23 protein-coding genes are annotated in these 24,604 nt (G+C 31.8%); 5 read left to right on the top strand and 18 right to left on the bottom strand.

Going from position 1 to position 24,604, the window contains the following annotated elements; translation table 11 throughout:
* Positions 1 to 21 precede the first annotated feature (21 nt).
* The 6 genes from Q0876_RS02395 to Q0876_RS02370 all read right to left on the bottom strand — a co-directional run bounded on the left by Q0876_RS02395 (position 22) and on the right by Q0876_RS02370 (position 6,662).
* A complete protein-coding gene (locus tag Q0876_RS02395) occupies positions 22 to 2,577 on the bottom strand; it encodes a hypothetical protein (protein ID WP_299223642.1) in 2,556 nt (851 codons plus the stop codon).
* A 123-nt stretch (positions 2,578 to 2,700) separates the two neighbouring features.
* Positions 2,701 to 3,408 carry an ABC transporter ATP-binding protein gene (locus tag Q0876_RS02390; RefSeq protein ID WP_299223640.1) on the bottom strand — a complete coding sequence of 236 codons (708 nt, stop codon included), beginning with the start codon at positions 3,406 to 3,408 and terminating at the stop codon, positions 2,701 to 2,703.
* Between the two features lie 23 nt (positions 3,409 to 3,431).
* On the bottom strand, positions 3,432 to 4,907 hold the full coding sequence (locus Q0876_RS02385; protein WP_299223638.1) for a DUF5687 family protein: 1,476 nt from the start codon (positions 4,905 to 4,907) through the stop codon (positions 3,432 to 3,434).
* 68 nt (positions 4,908 to 4,975) lie between these two features.
* A complete protein-coding gene (locus Q0876_RS02380; protein ID WP_299223637.1) occupies positions 4,976 to 5,668 on the bottom strand; it encodes a hypothetical protein in 693 nt (230 codons plus the stop codon).
* A complete protein-coding gene (locus tag Q0876_RS02375) occupies positions 5,665 to 6,324 on the bottom strand; it encodes a hypothetical protein (protein WP_299223635.1) in 660 nt (219 codons plus the stop codon). Before Q0876_RS02375 ends, Q0876_RS02380 begins: the two co-directional genes overlap by 4 nt.
* Before the next feature lie 2 nt (positions 6,325 to 6,326).
* Complete coding sequence (locus Q0876_RS02370) at positions 6,327 to 6,662, bottom strand: PadR family transcriptional regulator (RefSeq protein WP_299223633.1); 336 nt, start codon at positions 6,660 to 6,662, stop codon at positions 6,327 to 6,329.
* A gap of 108 nt (positions 6,663 to 6,770) precedes the next feature.
* On the opposite strand from Q0876_RS02370, the gene Q0876_RS02365 reads away from it, so the two are divergent.
* Positions 6,771 to 7,826, top strand: a complete 1,056-nt coding sequence (locus Q0876_RS02365) for a ferredoxin--NADP reductase (RefSeq protein ID WP_299223631.1) — start codon at positions 6,771 to 6,773, stop codon at positions 7,824 to 7,826.
* Between the two features lie 172 nt (positions 7,827 to 7,998).
* Here the strand turns inward: Q0876_RS02365 and Q0876_RS02360 are convergent, their stop codons facing one another.
* Both Q0876_RS02360 and Q0876_RS02355 read right to left on the bottom strand, forming a co-directional pair.
* Entirely contained in the window at positions 7,999 to 9,033 is a 1,035-nt protein-coding gene (locus Q0876_RS02360) for a glycosyltransferase family 9 protein (RefSeq protein WP_299223629.1), read from the bottom strand.
* A gap of 49 nt (positions 9,034 to 9,082) precedes the next feature.
* A complete protein-coding gene (locus Q0876_RS02355) occupies positions 9,083 to 9,691 on the bottom strand; it encodes a DUF4254 domain-containing protein (RefSeq protein WP_299223627.1) in 609 nt (202 codons plus the stop codon).
* A gap of 73 nt (positions 9,692 to 9,764) precedes the next feature.
* Here Q0876_RS02355 and upp point away from each other — a divergent pair, with 73 nt between their 5' ends.
* Positions 9,765 to 10,424: a uracil phosphoribosyltransferase gene (gene upp / locus Q0876_RS02350; protein WP_299223625.1), complete on the top strand. Its 660-nt coding sequence runs from the start codon at positions 9,765 to 9,767 to the stop codon at positions 10,422 to 10,424.
* Here the strand turns inward: upp and Q0876_RS02345 are convergent.
* Positions 10,413 to 11,336 (bottom strand): DUF6427 family protein, encoded by a 924-nt coding sequence (locus Q0876_RS02345; protein WP_299223623.1) that lies wholly within the window; start codon positions 11,334 to 11,336, stop codon positions 10,413 to 10,415. The genes upp and Q0876_RS02345 overlap by 12 nt on opposite strands.
* Positions 11,337 to 11,459: 123 nt before the next feature.
* Between Q0876_RS02345 and Q0876_RS02340 the strand changes: the two genes are divergently transcribed.
* Entirely contained in the window at positions 11,460 to 11,687 is a 228-nt protein-coding gene (locus Q0876_RS02340) for a uracil phosphoribosyltransferase (protein ID WP_299223621.1), read from the top strand.
* Here Q0876_RS02340 and purD read toward each other — a convergent pair.
* On the bottom strand, positions 11,682 to 12,953 hold the full coding sequence (gene purD, locus Q0876_RS02335) for a phosphoribosylamine--glycine ligase (protein WP_299223619.1): 1,272 nt from the start codon (positions 12,951 to 12,953) through the stop codon (positions 11,682 to 11,684). The two genes, Q0876_RS02340 and purD, sit on opposite strands and share 6 nt — an antisense overlap.
* A gap of 56 nt (positions 12,954 to 13,009) precedes the next feature.
* Here purD and Q0876_RS02330 point away from each other — a divergent pair, with 56 nt between their 5' ends.
* The gene (locus tag Q0876_RS02330) at positions 13,010 to 14,341 is read left to right on the top strand and encodes an AMP-binding protein (protein ID WP_299223617.1); all 1,332 of its coding nucleotides are present in this window, start codon (positions 13,010 to 13,012) and stop codon (positions 14,339 to 14,341) included.
* Positions 14,342 to 15,505: a glycosyltransferase family 4 protein gene (locus tag Q0876_RS02325; RefSeq protein ID WP_299223615.1), complete on the top strand. Its 1,164-nt coding sequence runs from the start codon at positions 14,342 to 14,344 to the stop codon at positions 15,503 to 15,505. It abuts the gene before it with no gap.
* On the opposite strand, the gene Q0876_RS02320 is transcribed toward Q0876_RS02325, so the two are convergent.
* The 8 genes from Q0876_RS02320 to Q0876_RS02285 are packed head-to-tail and all read right to left on the bottom strand — an operon-like array spanning position 15,502 to position 24,603.
* Positions 15,502 to 16,857 (bottom strand): exopolysaccharide biosynthesis polyprenyl glycosylphosphotransferase, encoded by a 1,356-nt coding sequence (locus Q0876_RS02320; RefSeq protein WP_299223613.1) that lies wholly within the window; start codon positions 16,855 to 16,857, stop codon positions 15,502 to 15,504. The two genes, Q0876_RS02325 and Q0876_RS02320, sit on opposite strands and share 4 nt — an antisense overlap.
* Position 16,858: 1 nt before the next feature.
* Positions 16,859 to 17,845 carry a UDP-glucuronic acid decarboxylase family protein gene (locus Q0876_RS02315; protein WP_299223611.1) on the bottom strand — a complete coding sequence of 329 codons (987 nt, stop codon included), beginning with the start codon at positions 17,843 to 17,845 and terminating at the stop codon, positions 16,859 to 16,861.
* Complete coding sequence (locus tag Q0876_RS02310; protein WP_299223609.1) at positions 17,842 to 19,155, bottom strand: UDP-glucose/GDP-mannose dehydrogenase family protein; 1,314 nt, start codon at positions 19,153 to 19,155, stop codon at positions 17,842 to 17,844. Before Q0876_RS02310 ends, Q0876_RS02315 begins: the two co-directional genes overlap by 4 nt.
* 37 nt (positions 19,156 to 19,192) lie before the next feature.
* Positions 19,193 to 20,443, bottom strand: a complete 1,251-nt coding sequence (locus Q0876_RS02305; protein ID WP_299223607.1) for an O-antigen ligase family protein — start codon at positions 20,441 to 20,443, stop codon at positions 19,193 to 19,195.
* A complete protein-coding gene (locus Q0876_RS02300) occupies positions 20,409 to 21,518 on the bottom strand; it encodes a DUF1972 domain-containing protein (protein WP_299223605.1) in 1,110 nt (369 codons plus the stop codon). The genes Q0876_RS02305 and Q0876_RS02300 overlap by 35 nt, the downstream gene beginning before the upstream one ends.
* Positions 21,481 to 22,740 carry an O-antigen ligase family protein gene (locus Q0876_RS02295; RefSeq protein WP_299223603.1) on the bottom strand — a complete coding sequence of 420 codons (1,260 nt, stop codon included), beginning with the start codon at positions 22,738 to 22,740 and terminating at the stop codon, positions 21,481 to 21,483. The genes Q0876_RS02300 and Q0876_RS02295 overlap by 38 nt, the downstream gene beginning before the upstream one ends.
* The gene (locus Q0876_RS02290) at positions 22,737 to 23,918 is read right to left on the bottom strand and encodes a glycosyltransferase family 4 protein (protein ID WP_299223601.1); all 1,182 of its coding nucleotides are present in this window, start codon (positions 23,916 to 23,918) and stop codon (positions 22,737 to 22,739) included. Before Q0876_RS02290 ends, Q0876_RS02295 begins: the two co-directional genes overlap by 4 nt.
* Positions 23,911 to 24,603 (bottom strand): sulfotransferase family 2 domain-containing protein, encoded by a 693-nt coding sequence (locus Q0876_RS02285; RefSeq protein ID WP_299223599.1) that lies wholly within the window; start codon positions 24,601 to 24,603, stop codon positions 23,911 to 23,913. The genes Q0876_RS02290 and Q0876_RS02285 overlap by 8 nt, the downstream gene beginning before the upstream one ends.
* Position 24,604: the final 1 nt, after the last annotated feature.

Genomic DNA, 24,604 nt, shown 5'->3' with positions numbered 1-24,604 from the left:
GAAAACATAGGTTTTTCTTTTTTATTGGGATGCTAAATATTCGTCTAAATTTTTATGCCTTTGAACAATTTCGTAGTTGGGTGAAGAAATTGAATGAAAATCACGAACAATCTTATGTTTATTTTCTTCTAATATTTCAGCAAAACCTGAAGCACCTTGAATACTAGTTAGGCCATGAACAACTACAAAAACAGTATTAGGACTGTAAACATCAATTGATGTGGTTAGGTCAAAATAAGTTACTTTTGAAACCGCATCATTTAGTTGTTTAACAAACTCGTCTATCTCTTCTTTCTCACTAACATCAAAAGGATATAACACATTAAAGTGTTTGGCTTCATCATTATCTGTAAATTGTTTTTTTGCTAGAATAGGAATTGCCGTATTCATGATCTCTTCAGCTTTTTTACCTTCTTCAGAATTTGGATAGGTTAGTGCTATGAAATTAACACCTTCTTTATAAGCTTCAAAACCATATAATCTCCCTTTAGCAGATGCCTTTAAGATTTCAAACTTTGGCACAATTGGATCGCCTTCAAATTGTAAAATATAAGCTTCAGAAGCTGTAATTACTTCAGTATATTTTTGAGCATTGAATTGCTCATAAAGTTTTTCATATAAACGTTCTGGACTGTTTTCGTCTTTAGAAAATTCAGATTTAGGATTTAATAAAATTTGTGCATATCTAGATTCTGGGTAATTTGCTACAATCTCACTCTTCATGGTATTAGCCTCATTTTGTAGTCCTAACTCAACATAAATTTTATATAAATTATACTTTGAAGGTAAAACCAGACGGTCTTCTAGGTTATTACGAAGAAGGCTTTCTAACTTATCTTTTGCCAATTGATATTCTTTAAATTTTTCTTTGTAGATCACACCTAGTTGGTAGTAGGCAAAATTACGTTCTTTGGCTATGCTGTCTATTACTTTTTGATCTGTCGGAATTTTTGAAAGGTAAAATTCAGGGTCATAGGCCTCACCTATTCCTACAGCAGCTTGAGTATTAACTTGTTGATTGATATTTGCATTATTTCTAGTATCAGATAACCTCCAATTGTCTTTTAATGAGCGTTCTCCCCAAATTCTTATAAACTCATTTTTTCCAAATGCAACTGTAGTTTGGTTATAGAAATAAAAATTCTGCTTCCCATTTTTAGCTTTAGGGTCTGCTCTTAGAGATTTTCCAACTTTATTAGTGTTATTGTTATCTACATTAGCGATACCTGAATTAACCCGTTTAGCCGCTTCTTCCTTTTCTTGAGCCTCTTTTGCTTTTTCCTTTAAATCGTTAGTATATTTCGTGAAAATAGCTAACCTATCTTCATCAGACAAACTTACTAAGTTTAGAATACTATCATTAACTTGAGCGATATCTTCATAATAAATAACATCGTCTAAATTTTCTCTTTTGCGTTTAATCACTCTGTAAGGTTTAGAGTTTAGCTTTAGATTAGTCATTGTACTGTCGTAATAAGCACCAGCTTTTTTGTACTCAGCTTCATCAAAACTCATGTCTCCTAAGGTGGTATAATCATACGCTTTTAATTGCTGATCTGCTGTATTTGTACGTAATGATCTATTATAATATACTGCTGCTAAAGAGTCTGATTTATTCGCTCTATGATATTCTGCAATACGATAATATATCTTATCTAAAAATGGACGATTTTCTCGGTTTTCTTCTAAGTTGGTTAAGTATTCTTCAAACTCCAACTTATTGCCATTTTCCATATCGAAGTTTGTAGCTTTAGCTAGATGTGCATTGATATAATACGGTCTAGGTATTTTGCGATGCATATCAATAATTCTATCAAAAGCCATATTAGCACTATCAATTTTTCCAAATTCATTATAGAGTTGCCCAATGATATAATTATACCTAGCGCGTTCTTTATGCTTTTTGGTGTATTCTGCTGCAACAGCAAGCTGAGTTAACGCACTATCTTTAGATTTTATATTGATATAAGCTTGAGCTAACATTGCTGTTGCATCTGCCAGGTCTTGATCTTCTAGTTCTTCTTGATCTAATAGACGTTTTAAATTTTTGATAGCTAGCTCATTATTCTCTAATCGGATATTTGTTTTTTCTCTCCAAACCTTTGCAGTATTAATCTTATCACTGGCAGGGTATTTATATAAGATGTAGTTGAATGCCTCTAATGCAGGTACAAAGCGTTGATCAAAATAGCGCGCTTTCCCTAATAATAAATAAGCTTCATCAATTTGAGGATTATACTCTTTACCTTTGATGTTCATCCCATGCTTCTGGACAGCTTTAATTGCCTTCTCTTCCGCACGTTCAAAATCTTGATTTTTAGATTGTCCCGGTAAAATAACATCTTCTTCTATTTGCATTCGCTCAACGGTAAGAAGTTGCCAATAATTATCTGTTGCGGCATCATCAACTGTTTCTCTTCCTTTTTCTAAAGCAATATTCCCATTATAAAGAATGTTGTACTTGGTGCCTAAAGCGTGAAAGTTTCTATTGATGAATGTATCTTTTTTGCGTGAGCAGCTTGTTACAAAAAGCGTAACACAAAACAGAGCTGTAATAATTTTAGACGATCTATTCAACGTGGTTGTATTTGGTTATGGTATAACTAAAAACGACTACAAATATTATGTAATGCTGTAAAAATAAGCATCTTTTTGAATTATCGTCTAAAAATGGCCTGTTTTTAGATGTCTTGCATGACGCTAGACAACTTCAGAACCGGCAAAATGTGCTTCAAGCTCTCTTAAGGTTTCTGCACTAGTTGCTAAGTCTTTTACTATTTCTCCTTTTTCCAGAACTACGATACGTTCACAAACATCTGTAACGTGTAATAAATCATGACTGGAAATTAATACTGTAACTCCTTGTTTTTTGGCTAGATTCTTTATAATTGCTTTTAATCTTATTTGTGTTGTAGGATCTAGATTTGCAAAAGGTTCGTCTAAGATAATAACTTCAGGATTTCCTATTAGGGCTGCTACAATACCTGCCTTTTTCTGATTTCCTTTACTAAGGTCACGAAGGTATTTTTTTTGATTTAAGATTTCTCCATGGAAGAAGTCTGAAAACTGAGCAACTAATGCGTCAACGTCTGCTTTATTTTGCCCACGAAGCTCACCAATAAAGTAAAAATACTCCTCGGCTGTTAAGTACCCTATTAAAAAGCTTTCATCTATGAAAGACGAAGTAAAAGGTTTCCAGTCTTCACTTTCATGAACTAAGATGTTATTATTCTTAATATAGCCAGAACTTGGTTGAATCAAGTCTAAAAGCAAACTAAAATAAGTGGTTTTTCCAGCACCATTATTTCCAACTAAGCCAAAACTTTGTCCTTTTGGAATGTCTAAGTTTTCGATATTAAGAACTGTAATGTCATTATATTTTTTTGATAGGTTTGATGTCGTTATCATGATATTAATACGTTTAAATATGGTTAATTCTTTTCAGCAAAAGCAGCTATGGTTTTGTATTTCCCTTTTTGGTATATATCTTCAATTTTACTGAAGATGTAATTTTTAAATATAATGCCTAGCACACCACTTAAAGCTATAGCAATCAATCCCGCTTCAAAATTGATAAGCTTATATGGTATGTAAAACAAAAGCATAGGGAGTAAAATTTTAGGCATCGCAATTAACATTTGTGTAGGGTTAAATCCGTTAGTATTACTAAATGCTTTTGCCTTAACATTCAATTCGATAGGTACTCTGTTTAAAGCACCTCCAAATAGGGTAATAAAAGAGTTTAAACCGATATTAAATAGTGCTCCTGCGGCAATCATTCCGAAGATTTCCCATCCAAAATATATGTATGGGACACTTAACACAAATGAAATTGACACAGCAACGACCATAAGGTACCATTTTGATTCTAGGTACTGTCTGTACGGAATGTTCTGACTCATTAAAAGCTTATAATATTCACTATCCCATGAAGGCACTAATTGACCAAAGCTCATTAAAAAACCGCCGGTTACAAACATCGATGCAAATGCTAAAAATGCTGGCATATCCCTATATGCTTCTTGGGTATAAAATATTAAGCCATAAAATAAGAATAGAAACGACATCATCATGACTTGCTTAGGACGTGCATTACGCCATATCAACTTAATATCATTCTTTAAAAAAGGAGCCACGCTACCGAAGCGATCCATCCATGAAAGATCTGTTGCATTGACTTCTTTTATTTTTTTAGAAACCGCATCATCTAAGTAAAACCCTTTCTTTATGTATTTGAAATTAGCATAATACAATAGCACCATTAAAAGTATTGGAATAATCATTAAGTAAGGTTGATTATAAAGTGCATTAAACCCTATACCTATAGGTTTTGATATGGCGAATACTCCATAATACTCTAAGCCTATAAGACTCAATAAGGCAAGTGCAATAATGTAAAAAACAGCATTGTTCTTATTGATTAAAAAGTTTAAATAGTTAATTGAAAGTATAATGCACACAATTGATACGAACCAACACAATACGTTTATTACAGCATAACCTTTAACCAAAAGGACAATACAAAACGGTAAAAACAGAAAAACACCTAAAAAGTTAAAAAACGAAAGACTTGTTTTTCCTAATAAGTAATGAATTATCGTGCTGCGTTTTATAGGTATTGTCATTAACGGTTTCACATTCATTACAGGAAGTTGCTGCATGAAAAACCTAAATACCATTTCAAACAAAAACCAATAAATAATAAAGTTGTTTATAGTAACAATAGGGTCTACCTTTGGAAGGAATTCTTTGGCAATAGAGAATAAAAAGGCCCCTGCGAAAACTGCAAATGCTGTAAAATATAATGCCGCAAGTATTAATAATATTTTGATTGCTACTCCTTTTTGAAAATAAGAGGCTCTTAAAAACTGTTTCCATTCTAGATTAATAAAATGTTTTAGTTTCATGTTTTTTAATGGTTATTAGTGAATGATTAATATACTACGAAATGTTAGTAATCTAAAGTTCTGTTTTGTTACAAACTATATTCTGGATATGTCTCATTTAAAAGTACTTCAGATTTTTTGGGCAATAGCTCAAAGCTTATGTAAATCACCATTGTAAGAATTACAGCAACTATAGAAACACTTATAATACCATAATGACTTGTGAACAATTTATCGGAAAAATTGATGATATTAAATATTTGGGAAAAGAAGATGATTCCCATTCCTGTAGATTGCTTAAAAATAATTTCTTCGAGCAACCATTTCTTATTCGATTTTTCTTTTCGTCGTCTAAACTGTCTGTGTAGCTGTATAGATTTGTATAATGTCCATATCCCAATAAGCGCAAAAAAAGTTATGAGTAAATAACTTGAGATTATTAGTGAGAATGCTGTGTAGAATACCCAAAAAAGGGTGATTGAAACTATGATTTTTGGTAATTTAAACCATATTCTCAACTCCTTCAATAGATATTTATAATATCGTTTTTGCATTGCTTTTTGTCGTTCTGCAACAATTTCCATAAATCCAAAAATTCCAAATTTCTTAAACGCCTTTTTTCTAGCTTCGAGATAGGAAAGTGCTGGATATTTTTCCCAAATCGCCTCAATACCATTTGCCATATGGTCTACCATTTCGGTTTGTAGATCATAATGTTCAACATAATGCTTTATTGTGAATGCATAGAGGTCTTCAATATGTTCTTTTGTCAATTTCTTCATAATGGTTTAACTTGCTTATAACCCGTTCTGTATTGTTGTATAACGGAATAGGTTAGTAAGATTATATTGATACTAAAAGTAATAATCAAGGATAAGATTATAACTATTATAAGGTGGTTTGTATTCGACTCAACAAATCGTTTCAAAAAAATTACAGCTAAATTAAACAACTGAAAAAACATCATGTATACAAATGCTAAACGTTCTATCCCAGAAAATCGAGATAATCTATAAACCTTGATTGAAATGATATAAAGCACACAAAAAGGAACAATAGAGGCTATTGGAAGCATGAGTACTAGGTCTTGTAATGTGTCTTGACTTGTGTGTTGAATACATAAATTCACCAATAAAAAGGCTAGAACTACTGTTACTAGCGAAGCTGGTTTTACAATTTGTTTGAATAAACTTTTAAAGATCATACGTTCTATATTCTTTAAAAACTGCTTATTGTTCTTTAACAAATTAGCTTTGTTATGTATCATGTATGTTTTGAAAACAGTATAGAAATCTTTTTTTGGATCAGCATTCAGCTTAGACTCAATTTCTGAAGCTACATGATCTACCATCTCCATTCTAATATCGGCATAGAATACCTCAGATTGCTGTAGATAGTTATCAATAAATATGATCTCATTTTTAGATAGTTTGACCATTGTTAAATACTTAATTTAGGATTAACCAACACTTGCATGGTTTTAATGTATTCTTGTAATTCATGAAGCTTATTGATTGTTTCCTTATCTCCTTTTTCGGTTAACTTGTAATATTTACGTAATCTATTATCTACCTTTATCACTTCAACATCTAACAACCCTTTAGCCTCTAATTTGTGAAGAGCAGGATATAAAGCGCCTTCTGTAATATTCAATTCTCCTTTAGTTAAAGCCTTTACCTTTTGAGTAATTTCATAACCATACATCTTTTCACTCTCTTTTAGGAGTTTTAAAATAATTGTTACTAAACTTCCTTTATATAGTTTTGCATTTGCCATGATTCAAATATACATAATATTCTTATGCATAAAATAATTATGCGTCAATTTTTAAGGGTTTTTTAGGGTTTTTACTTCTACTGTTCCGTATTTTTGAAAAAAAAATACATGTCACAATTCCATCAATTAACTATAGAACATATTGAACGGCTCACAGACCAATCTGTGGCAATAACATTCAACGTACCAAATCATTTAAAAGCAGATTTCGAATATAAAGCTGGACAATACATCACCTTAAAAACCAACATTAATAGTAATGAGGTAAGACGAGATTATTCGTTATGTTCTTCCCCTAAAAGTGGTGTTTTAAAGGTTGCTGTTAAAGAGGTAAAAGATGGCACATTCTCATCTTATGCAAACAACCAACTTAAAGCAGGAGATGTTTTGGAGGTCTCTACACCAAATGGGCGTTTTATTTTTGAACCTAATGATTTAAAAACTAAACACATTGCTGTTTTTGCTGCAGGAAGTGGCATCACACCTATTTTAAGTATTATCAAATGTGCACTTGAAGAAGAAATACAGAGTAACGTTGTGCTGGTCTATGGAAATAAAACAACCAAAGACACTATGTTTTTAGAAGAGTTATTAGAATTACAACATCAATATAGAGATCGTTTTTCAATACAATTTGTCTTCAGTCAAGCACAAGAAGAAGATGCTATCTTTGGAAGAATTGAAAAAAGCGTTGTGAACTTGATCCTTAAAAACAAGCATAAACACCTTACTATTGATGCTTTTTATTTATGTGGCCCTGAAGGCATGATCAATACGGTAAAAGATGTACTAGCTGAACATGAAACAGATGAAAGCACTATATTTTATGAGCTTTTTAAAGCAGCCAAACAAGAACCTGTGACTCATGAGACCATAACTCAAGGGCATACAGAAATTACAATATTATTAGATGATGAAACGACTACTTTTGAAGCATCACAAAAACAATCAATTCTTGAAGCTGCGTTAGATAAAGACCTTGATGCACCTTATTCTTGCCAAGGTGGAATTTGCAGTAGCTGCATTGCTAGAATCACTAATGGTGAAGCTACAATGCGACAAAACAATATTTTAACAGATAGCGAATTGGCTGAAGGCTTAATTTTAACCTGTCAGGCACACCCAACCACTGAGCGTATTACGGTTGATTATGATGACGTATAATTGAAGTTTACCCAACAAATGAGTGTTTAGTCGTTAAAAACCAACATTTTATCGAATTTACAAAACATATTCTTACAAAGCTTTGATGCTACGTCTCAAACAAAATATTTTAGCGCCAGATTAAGAAATTATCATTATGGGATTATCTAAATTCTTAATCAGGCCTTGCTCTTTAGAGTGAGGCTTTTTTTTGTAAGATTTCATTTGTTTTAGACAAAATTTCTACGGGACTTATTGTTATAATAGCTTTATTATACCCTTCGGGTTGTTTGTTACCATAAACAGACGTTGGTATCTTAGGAAATTGATTTCTGTCTGCCAAAAGCTGGTGATCTTCAGGTTGATTAAATGGCGTAAATCCAGAATATGGATGTGTCACGCCCCAAACAGTAATGACTTTTATTCCTAACATTGCAGCTAGATGCCCATTTCCAGAATCCATTGACAGCATCACGTCCAGATTAGAAATCAAAGCTAGTTCTTCTTTCAGGCTTAATTTTCCAGCAGCAGAACATACCTTATCATACTTTGCTTCAATTGTATTTAAAAGTTCAACTTCTTTATTTCCACCACCAAATAAAATGACGTTGTAATCTTTAGACAATTCAGTAATAACCTCTTCCATCAGGTTTAGAGGATACATCTTTCCTTTATAAGCCGCAAAAGGAGCTATGCCAATGGTTTTACTTTCAGAATTAGAGATGAATGCCTTTAGTTTTGGAGTCAATTCAACCTTAGTGGGAAACTTTGGGTTACTTAAATCTATAGGAAATCCAAGCTTTTCAAAAACATCTGCATAACGCTGATGTGTTGACTTGAGTTGTTTGAAATTTTTGCCTGAAATCAATGCATTCTTTTCAGAACGTCCTTTATTTATTTGCACAACTGTTATTCCAAAGAAAAAGAACTTCAAAATCTTACTACGAAGTACATTGTGCAAATCTGCAACAGCAGCAATACCTAAAGACTTTAATGTTTTGGATAACTTATACAAGCCCATTACACCTTTATGTCTTCCATTGACCTCGGCTTCAACAACCTCTACATTTTGTAGGTTATCAAACAAAGGTTTGAAAAAGGGTTTAGTTAAAACTGTAATTTTAATCTCGGGATAGTGTTGTGTAAATGCTCTCAACACAGGTACAGCCATAGCCACATCTCCCATTGCAGAGAGGCGAATTACTAGAATGTGTTTTGGTTTGAGCATCTTAACGTGTTTGATGCAATCCTGAAATCAGCTCAGAAATGACACATGGTTACTTCTGAGAGCGTAACACAGGGTTTAACTCATCATCATTATACATCTTCATTTGCTTGTACACCTTCATATATTTATCCCCATTTTCAATATCTGTTAACAAGGTGTCTATTGCTGTTGATAGGTCTACGCGTTGTTCTAAAAGCACATCAAGCTTTTTTTGACATGCAGCTCTATGCGCATCAGATGCATCTTCACGTGTAGCTTCTTCATGCATATGATAAATTTTAAGTGCTAAAATTGAAAGCCTATCAATTCCCCAAGCTGGACTTTCAGTATTTATAGTAGCATTCGCCTTAGGCTTTACCGCTTTATACTTTTCAAGAAAATAACTATCAATGTATTCTACCATATCTGTTCGGTCTTGGTTTGATGCATCAATTTGACGCTTCAACTTCAATGCAGCAACAGGATCTATTTGCGGATCACGAATAATATCTTCGTAATGCCACTGTACAGTATCAATCCAGCATTTTCTATACAATAAATGCTCTAATAAATGTGTGTTTTTATCGTACACATTAGTAAAAGGTTGGTCTACTGTGTTTATAACATGATACATTTTAATAACGTCTTGAAATATACTGTTGGCTTTTTCAGAAAACATAATGTGAGATTTTTAGAGTGCAAATATAGGTCTAAATAATTAACTTTACGATTCAAAAAAGAGATTGAACACCATGCATATTCATAATTTATCTGAAGAAAATTCAATTTTAAATTCCTTTATTGCTGAAATTAGAGATGCATCTATTCAGCAAGATCGCATGCGTTTTAGGCGAAATATTGAACGTATTGGTGAAGTTTTAGGTTTTGAGATGAGTAAGAAACTAGACTACAAGATAACAAATGTTAAAACACCATTAGGAACTAAACAAATGTATGTTTATCAAAATGATATTGTTTTGTGTTCAATTTTAAGAGCTGGTGTGCCTTTACACAATGGCTTACTCAATTATTTTGACGACGCAGAGAACGCATTCATTTCCGCTTATAGGCATCACAAGCACCATCCTGAGTCTTTTGAAATTATAGTTGAATACCTCGCTTGCCCAGACTTAGAAGGCAAAACACTTATATTAGCAGATCCAATGTTGGCTACAGGCCAATCTATGGTAGCTACATTTGAAGCCTTAAAACCGTTTGGCACTCCAAAAGAGATTCATTTGGTAAGTGTTATTGGTGCTAGTGTTGGAGTTGATTATGTCAACCATCATTTTACAGAAAATTCACATTTATGGATTGCAACCATAGACGATAAGCTTAATAATAAAGGTTATATTATTCCTGGTCTTGGTGATGCAGGCGACTTAGCTTTTGGTAAAAAGCTACAACAATAATGTTACTACAGGAGTTAATAATAAAACCCATAGTAATGCTTCTTTAAACCATTTTTCTGAAATTACCTCTAGATAGTTGGTCATTATAATAGCCAATGGCGCAAAGAGGAAAAGAAATTCACTTCCGTTTTTAGTTGGAGCAATAATTACTATCACAATACCAATAATCGCTGATATGACGATCAATGAAAAAGAAGGTCTTAAACTTTTAGTTTTAGATTTAATGTTTTTGACGTAATAAAAAAGAGACCAAATCCCAAAAGACAATAAAATTGTAGCTCCAATAATGATACGCTTTATATTTAATGTTGTGAAGTCAAAACTAATTTCAATCAAATTATTGAAAAAATAAAGAATATCTATTCCTGCGATAATCATATAAGACGCTACTATAATAGTAACAGTTGCGACTCCAATTAATGGAATGATCCAGTTCTTTACGTCTGTTATTATATACAAAATCAACGCAGCAATAATCAACGCAAAGAAGAGAACTGACCAAAAATATAAAAGTGATGCAATAGTAATCCAAAAGGCAGCGTCAAAAAGTTTTTTCTTAACGTCTTTTTTTGTCCTTAAACTAATTATTCGACGTAAAGCAAACAGTATAAAAAGGTTAGATAAAAGAATTTTAGAGTTTAATATAGCCTCAGGTAATACAGCAATAAATAAAACAAAAAGTATAACTTTATAGCTGTTCTTTTTGGTAAGGCTATTTTTGCTTACCAAAAAATCAAAAACAAAAACTGAAAGCAAGCAAACCCCAAATAAAACGACCTGCTTAACAACTAAAAAAACATCCCATTTAGCATCTAGCATCACATATTTTGTGATTGAGAATATTACTAGCAACAATAAGCTAACAACTACAAAGTTTATAGGTTTTGACTGACCAAAAAAATTAGATATCATCTACTAAAAAATATGAATGCTGTATAATCTTGTTAAGTGTTTTCTTCTATTTTAAAATGAAAAAACGTAATTTTGCATTGTAAAGATATAATTTATACTTCAACAGTATTTAATTTTAAACTAATGAAAGACTTTTTTTACGCTATAGAAGATTTATTTGTTAACGTTTTATTTGCACCGTTTGATGCGCTACGTGCTTTAGAACTAGAAGACTGGTGGTCTGCTAATTTTGTGTCATGGCTTTTTATAGTGATAGGTTTGGTTGCATTTACCTACTGGATGCTTGAGCTTAAAAAATTCAATGCCAATGGTGAAGAAGATAAAAGCATTACATCTCATTCGTACTTATAAATCAAAACCGATATCTTTTCGATAATACATCTTATCAAAATGTAGATGCGCTATATTCTGATAAGATTTTTTTATGGCTTCTTTATAAGTTTTCCCATAGGACGTTACTGCCATAACTCGACCTCCAGAAGTAATTGTTTTTCCTTCTTTTTGTATAGCACCTGCATGAAACACTATTGAATCTTTTACATTTACTAAACCTGTTATCTCTTTTCCTTTTTCATAAGTTCCAGGATATCCTCCTGAAACTAACATCACTGTAGTTGCAGCACGTTCGTCTATTTCAATATTAATTTTATCGAGACGCTCTTCAGAGATTGCTTTAAAGATCTCAACTAGATCTGTTTTTAATCTTGGCAAAACAACTTCAGTTTCTGGATCGCCCATTCTTACATTATATTCAATAACTTTTGGGTCATCACCTACTTTTATCAATCCTATAAATACAAATCCTTTGTAAGGTAAATTATCTTTTTGCAGACCTAAGATTGTTGGTTTTACTATTTGCGTTTCAATTTTATTAAGAAAGTCTTCAGTGGCAAATGGTACAGGAGATACCGCTCCCATTCCACCAGTATTTAGACCTGTATCACCTTCTCCTATACGTTTATAATCTTTAGCGGTTGGTAATATTTTATAGTGTTTTCCATCAGTTAATACAAAGCAACTTAGCTCAATGCCATCCAAAAACTCTTCAACAACTACTTTTGTACTTGCTTTTCCAAATTTAGCCTCTAAAAGCATGTGCTTTAATTCGGTCTTAGCCTCATTTAAGTCTTTAAGTATCAAAACACCTTTACCAGCAGCAAGCCCATCTGCCTTTAACACATATGGTGGTTTTAGTGTTTCTAAAAATTTATAGCCCTCTTCTATATTTGAAACGTCAAAACTTTTGTATGCAGCCGTTGGTATATTATGCCTATACATAAACTCTTTAGCAAACTCTTTACTCCCTTCAAGTTCAGCTGCAGCCTTTTGAGGCCCGATAACAATAACATTTACTAGATCTGCATCACTTAAAAAGAAATCATGAATACCTTGTACAAGCGGATCTTCAGGGCCTACTATAACCATATCTATGGCATGAGTAATAACTACATTTTTAATTGCTTCAAAATCTGTGACCTTAACATCAATATTGTGAGCGATTGTATGAGTTCCTGAATTGCCTGGAGCTACAAAGAGCGATTTGCATAATGGGCTTTTAGCAATCTTCCAAGCGAATGTATGTTCTCTTCCTCCAGAACCAAGAATTAAAATTTTCATGTATTTCATTTGTTTACACAAAAATAATTGCTTTTCCGCTTAAAAAATAATTAGTTTTGGAAAAAGACAAGATGACATTTTATAATTGGCTTTTGAATCGTTTAATATTACCTATTGGTGATGTTATTTTCAATGGTAATTATTTAAAATATATTAATCAATGGGAGGATTTTGACAAAAAGTCTGAAACTGAATTGCAAGCTATTCAAAACAAAAGACTTCAAGACACTTTAAATTATGCAATTGAAAATATTCCGTTTTATAAATCAGTATCATCACCAAAAATCGATGCTTTTCCAATACTAACAAAAACCACTCTAAGAGCAAACACTTCAGATCTTGTTTCAACACAGTTTAACATCTCTAAATTAGATAAGCATCATAGCAGTGGTAGCTCTGGGATACAGTCGTTTACCTATATGACTCAAGACCACAAGTTTTTCTTAAGGGCTATGCAAACTCATTGGTGGACTTGGAGTGGTTATCAAATTGGTGATCCTTTACTTCAATTTGGAATTTCGCAACAACGCAATTTTGTTAAGCGCTTAAAAGATTTGTTCTACAGATGCACCTATGTTAAAGCATTTGGGCTTTCTGAAGATGAACTAAAACAAGTGTTAATTAAGGTTACTCGAAAAAAAGAATTAGTTGTTGCTGGTTACCCTTCTGTAATTAATCAGTTAGCATTAGCTAGTATTAAAACCAATATCAAGCCTCAAATAAAAAGTGTTATTTGTTTTGGTGATAAATTGTTTGATCATTATTTAAAAGCCATTAAAACTGCGTTTGGAAATGATATTCAAATCGTAGATACTTATGGTTGTGCTGAAGGGCTTTTGATAGCTTGTAAACAAGATTTAGATTACTATTATGTAATGTCGCCACATGTCTTTATCGAAATTGTTGATGATGAAGGGTCTCCTGTTGAAGATGGAAAAATGGGACATGTATTAGTGACTAGCCTAACCAATAAAGCGATGCCGTTAATTAGGTATAAATTAGGTGACTTAGCTATTAAGTTGCCTCTAAAAGATTATCCTGATAAGCGTTTAAAAAATTATCCTTTACTTCAAAAAGTTATAGGTAGAGAAACCGATATTGTAAAAACTACTAAAGGAGTTACACTAAACGTACATAGCTTTACTGGAGTGTTAGAATATTATCAAGACATAAAGCAATATAAAATTATTCAGAATAATCTAGACGCAATTATTATAGAGTATATTGTTGACCATCATTCTGAATTGAAGACCTCAATCTTAAACGATATTAAAACCAAATTAAATAAACTTACACACGACTGTCTAGAAATTGCATTTAAGCAAGTTACAGCCATCAAACCTACTCCATCTGGCAAACCCCAAATTATAGAGTCTAATCTAAAATAAATGAAAGAGATTCTTGTCATAACGAGTTATTATCCACCAGAAACTGGTGCTGCTTCAAATAGAATTTTTCATTTAGCTGAAGGTTTACATAACCATGATTATAAAATTTCGGTCATTACGCCATTACCTAATTACCCTACAGGTAAAATCTTCAAAGGTTATAAAGGGAAATTCAAGCACACCTCAACAGAAAATGGAATTCTTGTAAACCGATTATGGGTTTATGCGAGCAATTCAAAAAATAAAATACTTCGCTTATTAGCCATGTTATCCTATAGTTTTAGTTTAATTTGGTTTTTCTTTTGGAATACTATCCCTAAAACGGTAATCATACAATCTCCTCCATTATTAGTGGCTTTTACATGTACACTTTTTTTAAAATCAAGCAAAAGAAAACTCATATTGAATGTAAGCGATTTATGGCCTATAGCTGGTTTAGAACTAGGTGCTTTCAAAAAGAATTTTAGTTACAAAGTGCTTGAAAAGATAGAACGCTATAATTACAACAAAGCAGATCTAATCTTAGGTCAAAGTGAAGAGATCTTAACACATATTTTATCATTATTTCCTTATAAGAATACTTTTTTATATCGTAATTTCCCAGACATAAAACCTATTAATATTGAGCATGATACATTTGAAAACAAGAAACTAAATATTGTCTATGCTGGACTTCTTGGCGTAGCACAAGGTATTTTTAAATTGAGTCAAGAGTTAAACTATGAGCTTTTAGATTTTCATATTTATGGTTCTGGAGTTGAACAATCAAAAATTGAAGCTCTTATTAGTGATTCACCAGAGTTATCTATTACTTACCATGGGCATGTTTCTAGGGAAGAGTTGCACCAATCGCTTTTACAGTATGATTTAGTTATTATTCCTTTGCTTAATAGGATTTACGGCTCTGTGCCTTCGAAAATCTTTGAGTATGGTAAATTAGGGTTGCCAATGCTCTACTTTGGTGGAGGTGAAGGAGAAACTATTATTACATCTTACGGCTTAGGTTGGGTTGCAGAAGCTGGAAATTATAGCCACTTGAATGAGGTGATATCTAAAATAGATAAAAGCATGCTTAGCGACACCATGCGTGATAAAATTAGAGAGACAAGTGCTAACGTATTTGATTTTAACTCACAATTATTGCAGCTTAAAAAACGACTTTAATATGCCTTATCTTCTCCCCTGATAGCATTTATAAAGGTTTTTGTAATTATTTTAAGATCTAATAATAAAGACCAGTTTTCAATATAGAAAATATCATATTTAACGCGACCAATAATATCTTTATCAGACTCTACTTGCCCTCTAAAACCACTTATTTGAGCTAAGCCTGTAATGCCAGGCTTCACAAAATGCCGCACCATGAACTTGTCTATCTTTTTTGCATACATATTAGTATGACTAACCATGTGAGGTCTTGGCCCAACTACAGACATGTCTCCAAAAAGGACATTAAAAAATTGTGGTAGTTCATCAATACTTGTTTTCCTTATAAACTTTCCAATCTTGGTAATTCTTTGGTCTCCTCTAGTAGCTTGATAAAGGTGTGCGTCTTTGTTAGGCGTCATAGATCTAAACTTATAACAGTCAAATTCCTTGTAATTAAAACCGTTTCTAGATTGCTTGAAAAATACTGGCCCTTTTGATTCTATTTTAATCAAAATAGCTATTAAAGGGGTTAACCAGGATAGAAGAAATATGATCACCAAACTAGAGAAAATTATATCAAAAGTTCTTTTTACAAGCATATTGTATGACTCTTCAAGCGGAATATCCCTTAATGATAAAATTGGGATATAATCATAGTACTCATACCTAAGTTTCTTTGAGTATATTTCTTTGTTATCAGGTAGAAATTTTAATATCTTAAGATTGTTATCTGCAAAGTCTGCAATTGTACTGATTTGGTTATTTGTAAGTTCAGATATAGAACAGTAAATTTCATCAATAGACTCTTCTGTTATGTATTGAAAACATGTGTGAAGGTCTAACGATTTGTCCTTGAAGTTAAACGTCTTTTTATGAACATACCCGTATTCAGGGTTCTTGTTAAAAAAATTTTCTAGAGCTAGGGTTTTTTTATTAGCTCCAAAAATTACTGTTCTTCGGTAGTTACCGCCAAATGACACTCTATACTTCTGTAGTAAATAATAGAGCGCAAATTTAAAAGAAATAATACCCAAAAAGGCAATTAAAATGTATTTAAAAATAGTAACTGGATATATATCTAAGTCGTGATAAAAACCCGAAAAAGCAAAAATAATCAACGTGTAAAGTACCATTTGCCTTAATGCAAGAGAAAAAATGGTAACCTCTCTTGTATATCTATAAACTTCATAAAAGCTTGAATAAATAGAAAGTATTATCCAAGAAATAGAAGCAAATAAAATAAACATTTGAGGATTTATATCTTTAAAAAAATAAAGAATAGCTAGGCCGTTTATGATACTTAAATCGATTAAGTATGAAATTGGTCTTAAATATCCCGAATATCTTCCTTGTTTAAATAAGCTCAAACTATATTTTTATATGTTTAGAAAAATCTCTATGCTCACTTTTATATAGTTCATCTTGAGATAATCCTTTAAAATAACTAAATGTTTTCTCCATGCCTTCAGTTCTTTGGACTTTAGGTTCCCATTGCAATAATTTCTTTGCTAAAGAGATATCTGGCTTTCTCTGCATTGGATCATTAACAGGAAGGTCTTTATATATTATCTTTTGGTCGGTATTGGTTAGTTTAATAATCTCCTCGGCAAAATCTTTGATAGAAATTTCATTTGGGTTTCCAATATTTACGGGGTAAACATAATCGCTGAAAAGTAACTTAAAAATCCCCTCTACTTGATCATCAATATAACAAAATGATCTTGTTTGAGAACCGTCTCCAAAGACAGTAAGATCTTCTCCTCTTAAAGCCTGTCCCATAAATGCAGGAATTACCCTTCCATCATTGAGTCGCATCCTAGGACCATAAGTGTTGAATATACGTACAATTCTTGTTTCTATACCATGAAATCTATGATACGCCATTGTAATTGATTCTTGAAAACGTTTTGCCTCATCATAAACACCTCTAGGGCCAATACTATTGACATTACCATAATAATCTTCTGTTTGAGGGTGTACAAGAGGGTCTCCATAAACTTCTGATGTAGAAGCGATAAGTAGCCTTGCCTTTTTAGCTTTAGCTAATCCTAATAAATTGTGAGTTCCTAAAGACCCTACCTTTAATGTTTGTATTGGTATTTTTAAATAGTCTATAGGACTTGCTGGAGATGCAAAATGAAGAATGTAATCTAATGTTCCTGTAATGGTAATATATTTAGTAACATCATGCTCTATAAATTCAAAGTTAGGATTCTCTTTTAAGTGAGTAATATTTTTTAAATCTCCAGTTATGAAATTATCCATTCCAACCACGTGGAATCCCTCTGCTAAAAATCTGTCACATAAATGTGACCCTAAAAATCCAGCCGCACCTGTAATAAGTACTTTTTTCATATTGTAGCTGTTTTTCTGCCTATAGAAGCATAATAGAATCCTTCATTTTCAATTTCATTAAGATCGTAAAGATTTCGCCCATCAAAAATAACTGGCGCGTCCATCTTTTCTTTTAATTTGTCAAAACTTGGTGTTCTAAAGATACTCCATTCTGTACAAATAATCAATGCGTCAACATCGTTTGTTGTCTCATACATATTGGAGGCATATTTAATCTTATTACCATATTTTTTTCTAACATTTGGCATGGCTTCAGGATCAAAAACCTTTACTTTAGCTCCTTGTTTTAAAAGTTCATCGATGATATACAAGGCAGGAGCCTCTCTAATGTCGTCTGTTTCAGGTTTAAACGCAAGTCCCCAAATTGCAAAAGTTTTGTTCTCTATATTATTGTCAAAAAATGAAAGTACTTTAGGAATAAGAATTGTTTTTTGTGTACTGTTGACATTAATTACTGAGTTTAGTATTTGAAACTCATGACCGTGATCCATTCCAGACTTGTGTAGAGCCTTTACGTCTTTAGGGAAACATGATCCACCGTAACCAATTCCAGGAAATAAAAAGCGTTTTCCGATTCTAGAATCTGTTCCCATACCTACTCTAACCATATCTACATCTGCACCAACTTTTTCACAAAAATTAGCAATCTCATTCATAAATGTGATTTTGGTTGCCAAAAAAGAGTTCGCAGCATATTTAGTGAGTTCGGCTGAGCGTTCATCCATAGTTAAAATTGGATTTCCAGAACGCACAAAAGGTTTGTAGAGCTTTTTCATAAGCTTGGTTGCTCTTTCTGAACTCGATCCAATGACAATTCGTTCTGGTTTTAAGAAGTCGTCAACAGCAAAGCCTTCGCGAAGAAACTCAGGATTAGACACTACGTCAAATTCGACATCAGTTTCATTTTGAATGGCTTCTTTTACTTTATCTGAAGTACCTACTGGAACGGTACTTTTATCAACAATAACTTTGTAATCTTTTATTTGCTTTCCAATACTTTTAGCCACTCCCAAAACATAAGAAAGATCAGCTGAACCGTCCTCATCTTCTGGTGTTGGTAAGGCTAAAAAGATAATGTCTCCAAACTCTAGACCTTGAGTTAATGAGGTAGAAAATTTCAATCTATTTGCTTTGATATTTCTTTCAAAAAGAACGTCTAAATGTGGTTCATAGATAGGGACTTCTCCTTCTTGCATTTTCTTGACTTTACTTTCATCAATATCTATACAAAGAACCTCATTACCTGTTTCTGCTAAACAAGTTCCTGTTACTAAGCCAACATACCCTGTTCCTATTACTGATATTTTCATCTTTTATTAAATTATTTGCCAAAAGTATGAAATAATTCTAGTTTAATTTATTTGAATTATTTAAAATAGGAAAATCTGTTCTATTAAACAGACAATGCAAAATCGTGAATAAAAATATCCCTCTATGAACCCATAAGAATGATTCTGTAATAAAGGCCAACATCATTAAAAAATAAAAAATAAAAAATAAAAAATTCTTGCTTTTTATTGCCCTGATAATACCAATAACCGAAATTAACACTAGAGTAATTAAACCAAATATTCCTACTTCAGCTAAAATTTGAGCATACATATTATGATAATTATAACCATGATAGCCATAGTATGTATTAAAGGCTATATGTCTTTCTCTTAAATTCTCTCTAGAAGCGAATAGGCCAAACCCTTTCCAAAAAATATGATTTTCTTCTATTTGATCTTTCAAGTTTCTTAATTGTAATATTCTAATTGAAGAGCCTGTCCAAGGGTATACTCGATTAAATTTTTCTCTATGCAACACCTCTTCAAAATTGGTTGTCTTTTCGATTAAAAATCGCTCTACAACTCGACCCGAGGTAGTTGCAAAAACAATAGTGCTAATCAATAGAACGAGTAATACTTTAGGGCTTTTTATAGATGATATTCCTTTATAAAATATCAAATAGATTATGTTGCCTAAAACAAAAGACGCAATAATCATTTTTGATGATAACATTAGAATCATAGCCCCAAGAAAGCCCAACCCGAAAATCTCTATATTCCTCTTCTGTTTCTTAAATAAAAGAAAGAAAAAACTAATACTGTAAAATACAGAAACATAAATCGCATTTAAATCTAAGACGTCAACTAATTGGTGATAAACAAATACCATCAAATCTCCTGTTTTCAAGTAATTGATTATAGCAGCAATTAAAAAAAATAACCCTAACAAAATATTGGATATTGTAAACCCGTTTAAAATTAACTTAAAAGACTTAATTGTAAATTTTGGAATTAAAGAAAAAGCAAATGGTATAATCATTAGTGGAACTAGTCTACCAATGCCTTTTATTGACAGTTGCTGGTTTACAGACCAAAAATATGAAGCACAACAAAATAGGTAAAGTATAATAGGTAATATAAGAGCAATATCGAGGCTTAATTTGATCTTACTAGTTCGTATGTGGTTTATCACTAAGAATGTGAATATTCCAAGCGCAATACTACTCGCTGCATAACTAACAAGCAACGTTGAAAGTATCGATGAAATTGAATACGATAAAATGTCTTCATGCTTAATTACTGATACTATCTTTTTCTTTACATTCATAGAAAAAATCTAAATACTTTTTATTAATAATATCCCAACTGAATTTTAAATTTATTAGGTTGAAGCAATTCTCAACTTTATCAGATTCATTTATTTTTAAGGTCTTCTCAATATGAAATTTTACATCTTTAGATGTATTGAAGTAAAACGCATGACTTCCTAGTATGGATTTGTTAAAGTCGTTATCATTAGCAACTATCAAAGCTCTAGATGACATCGCTTCAAGGAGTGAAGGGTTAGTTCCTCCAACCGAGTGACCATGAAAATAAAGATTTGAATAGTACCTTAGGTTATTTAGTTTCTCTAAGTTGTATATCCCACCGACAAATCTGATGTTTTCATAGTTCTTAAATTTGTTTTTTAAGTACATCCCAAATGTATTCACATCATGTTTGCCAACTACTATAAACGTACTATCTTCATTTGACATCGCTACTCCATCTAAAATTATTTCAATATTATTTTCTGGTTCAAGCCGTGCGATCAACATATTGTAGTTGTATGCAGTTACATTATATTCGGTTAACGCATTAATATCGGGATTATCGAATTGCTCTGCGCCGTAAGCAATATATTTAGAATGAATATTATATCTTTTACTAAGATAGCTCTGAATCCCAATTGAATCAGCGATTAGATAATCACTTGACTTAACCGCTAGTTTCTCTGCATATTTTAGAAAACCTTGCACTGGTTTTGAATACTTTGAACGTTTCCATTCAAGACCATCCATATTTGTTATTAATATGGTTTTAGAGGGCAATAGCCTATGCCAAATTGTACTGCTAGTGTAGCCTAGTTGTAGTAAAATATCAAAATCTCTTTTTCTAGAATCAATAATGCAGTTTAAATCATAAATAAATTGCCCTGGAGTTCCAATCTTGTCTTCTGGGTCATAGCAATGAATGATATTAACACCATTATACGTTTTTTTTTGATAAGGATGTTTATTTGAGTTATAAACATAAACTTCATGTTCATTTTTATAGAGATACTCCGAAAAGAATTCTGCAAACTGCTCAAAACCTCCATGATGGTTAGGCACTCCTCTCGTTCCTAATATGCCGATTTTCATTATAATGATTTTTTAATGCAAATAAAGCTCCTAATACAATTCCTGATAAATCATAGGGTTTGAAAACTCCCGTGACAACCAAACTTGAAAGTGCAATATAAAATGCACATCCCACAATTAATCTGTTGATATTAAATTCAATGCTTGAATTAGAATTAAGTCTATAAAGCGAGTACAAATATATAATGTACATCATATATACCAAAAGTCCAACAATACCTGTCTTAAATAAGACATAAATAAAACCATTATGCAAAATAGGAATATACCTAACGTCTTCATTGGCTAATCGAACTTCTACTCCTAGATCGACTGTTGATCCAAAACCTCTACCAAAAGCCCAAGAAAAGTACCCTTTATCGTTCAATGTTTCAATAGCACTCTGTGCTTCATATCCTCTCCAGTGTTTCCATAGATCTCTTTTATCTCGTTTTATCTTTTCTATATCTAAAGATTCGAACATCTCACTATAAGTGTTTTGTATTTTGAATATGAAACCCTCAATCCCATCAGAATTACTGTCAACATCAAATTTATTTACAATCATCATAAAGCTTGTGAGCAAAATTGTTCCGAAAAAAATAAGTCTTAGCCCTTTTTTAGTTAATCTAAAATATCCTTTGTAAGCTAAAATAAATAAGACCAAAACAACAAACATTACCCTTGAGAAATAAAGTATAAATGAAATACTCAATAGAACTACAAAAACGTTATAGGTGAACTTTGTTAAATATAATTTAACTTTCCCTGTATTTGATGTTAATATAAAAATATACGCAATTAACTCTAGATGATTATACCTGCCTCCTTGTGTTCTTACTTCAGTAACATTTGATATTTTATTCAGGTTCATCAAGATCATTGAAATATGTGTTATCGAATAGGCAAAACCAAGTAAGATTACTACTGTAAATAAAAAGCTTTTATCACTTATTTTTTTGATAAGAAAATAGGATGCCAGTATTACAAGTATAGGTCTAGAAAAGTAAACTAAATCTTTTATATAAACTCCAACTGAATAATCAGATCTTAAAAAACCAAAAAAACCAATAGAGAAGATAATTAAAAATAAAAATAGAACAACTCCAACAGGTCTAATAACTTTATCTTTTGCTGAAATAATAAGTGATACAATCGCAAAAGCAAATGACAGCTCAACTTTAGTAGATATGAGCGTTAGCAAAAGTACAATAAATAGTATTTTATATATATTTACTTTCATTGTTCTATAGCATTATATACACTTATAAATTTTCTTGTCATGGATTCACTTGAAAATTTTTCTTTTGCTTTAAGGTATGCTTTACGTTCTAAATCTTTTTTGAGGTCAGCATCTTCTATGACTTTAGAAATAGCTTTCGTAAGTTCTTCTTTATTGTTAGGTTCAAAAAGCAAACCTGTTACATTATGATCAATGACGTCAGCTAAACCTCCTAGATTTGAAGCTATAACAATTCTTTTGGATAACATCGCCTCAACAGCAATAATTCCAAAAGATTCTGGTTCGGTAGATGGAACGACAATTATGTCTAATGAATCAATAATACTGTAAATATCTTCTTGAAAGGGTAAAATAACAACATTTGATGTCATTCCTTCTTTTTCTATTTTATCTTTTATATCATGTAAAAAATGCTCTTGCCCATCAGGTGGAGAGCCTACCAAACACAGTTTTACATTAGGATGATTTAAGTGTATGGTTTTGAATGCTTCTAAAAGTAGTTTATGCCCTTTTAATCTATTGAACCTTCCAATCAGACCAATTAAAATATCATCAGCATTAGATTTAAACAGCTCTGATTTTAATTGAAGCACTTGAGCATTATTAAGAAAAGGTCGAAGTCTTTCAACACCATTGAAAATCATTGTAGACTTTTTTTTCAAAAGACCTATGGTATTGGTATAGAATCTCTCAGTAGCGTTAGAGTTATAGACAATTTTATTTGCAAAAATTAACTGTAATAAAGAAAAAAAGTACTTTATATACCAAGGTGTGTCCATAATTTCATGTATGTGAAAAAGATGAACTGTATTTCTTCTGAAACAATAAATAGATCCAAACAGTGTAGCTAAAGTGTTTGAATGCACACAATGAATCTTTCTACCATTCAACTTCGCGTGAAGTATCTTCTTTGCCATCTTGTAATCTTTGAAAAATTGTTGAAATTTCAATGATTTCAGCATTTCACGCTTCAATTTCAAAACGGGCATTTCTACTATTTCTATATTTTCTCTAATTAATCTGTCTTTCAACAAGCCTTCTTCATAAGGTAAACATACGATCGGGTGAAACTCTTTTGAAAGTTTTTTTAATTGAAGAACTAGTGTAAGAAGTAGTTTAGAAGACCCATATAAATCTGAAGATATACTAATAAATACAATCTGCTTCTTATTACTCAAATTCATATTGAAATTTATCTATATCTTCTTTATATATTAGCTTTATAAGTTCTATTGAAGCTTTGTCATAAGCTTTTTTATAATCTTTAAATATAGGATTATTCGTTTTTAATCTTAGCAAAAAAGCTGGGTTTTTTAAAACTTTGTTGACACCTCGTTTTGTTTCATTTTTTGACTTATTAACATGAGGCAATACTTTTTCAGTTAAATTGGCTTTTTCAACAACTACCTTTATATCTTCTTCGATGGTTTCAAATTTTCCAACAAAGTCAACTAAAAGTTGGTTTTTATAGTATAAATAATCTGTTTGCGGAATAAAGAAGAAATGACCTTGTTCTACTTTTTTCTTCAGCACTTCGGAAAGAAAGTAATCGAAACTGATGATTTTAGAATAACCTAAGTACTTATAGTAAGAATAGGCTCTTGAATAAGGGTTTCTTACAAATGAAAACTTAAAAAATGAATCAAAACTCTGCTTGTCAATATAATTTAAATCTAAGTATTCGTATGCTTTTAGATGTGCGAGTCTTTGAGGGCCTTTCTCATTGATTCTTTTCTTTCTTAGCAATAATTCGTCCCTTTGCTTCCAGTTCAAGTTTAAATCATTCAAAAACATAGATTCAATACTTTGCCCGGCAACCTTAGGAATATGAACAAAAATGGTTTGGTGTTTTTTACTAATCATT

Origin of the sequence: uncultured Psychroserpens sp., from assembly GCF_947503375.1 — a bacterium.
Taxonomy (GTDB): Bacteria; Bacteroidota; Bacteroidia; order Flavobacteriales; family Flavobacteriaceae; genus Psychroserpens.
Note: the sequence above shows the minus strand (reverse complement) of the source record. Positions and strands in the feature narration are given on the sequence as shown.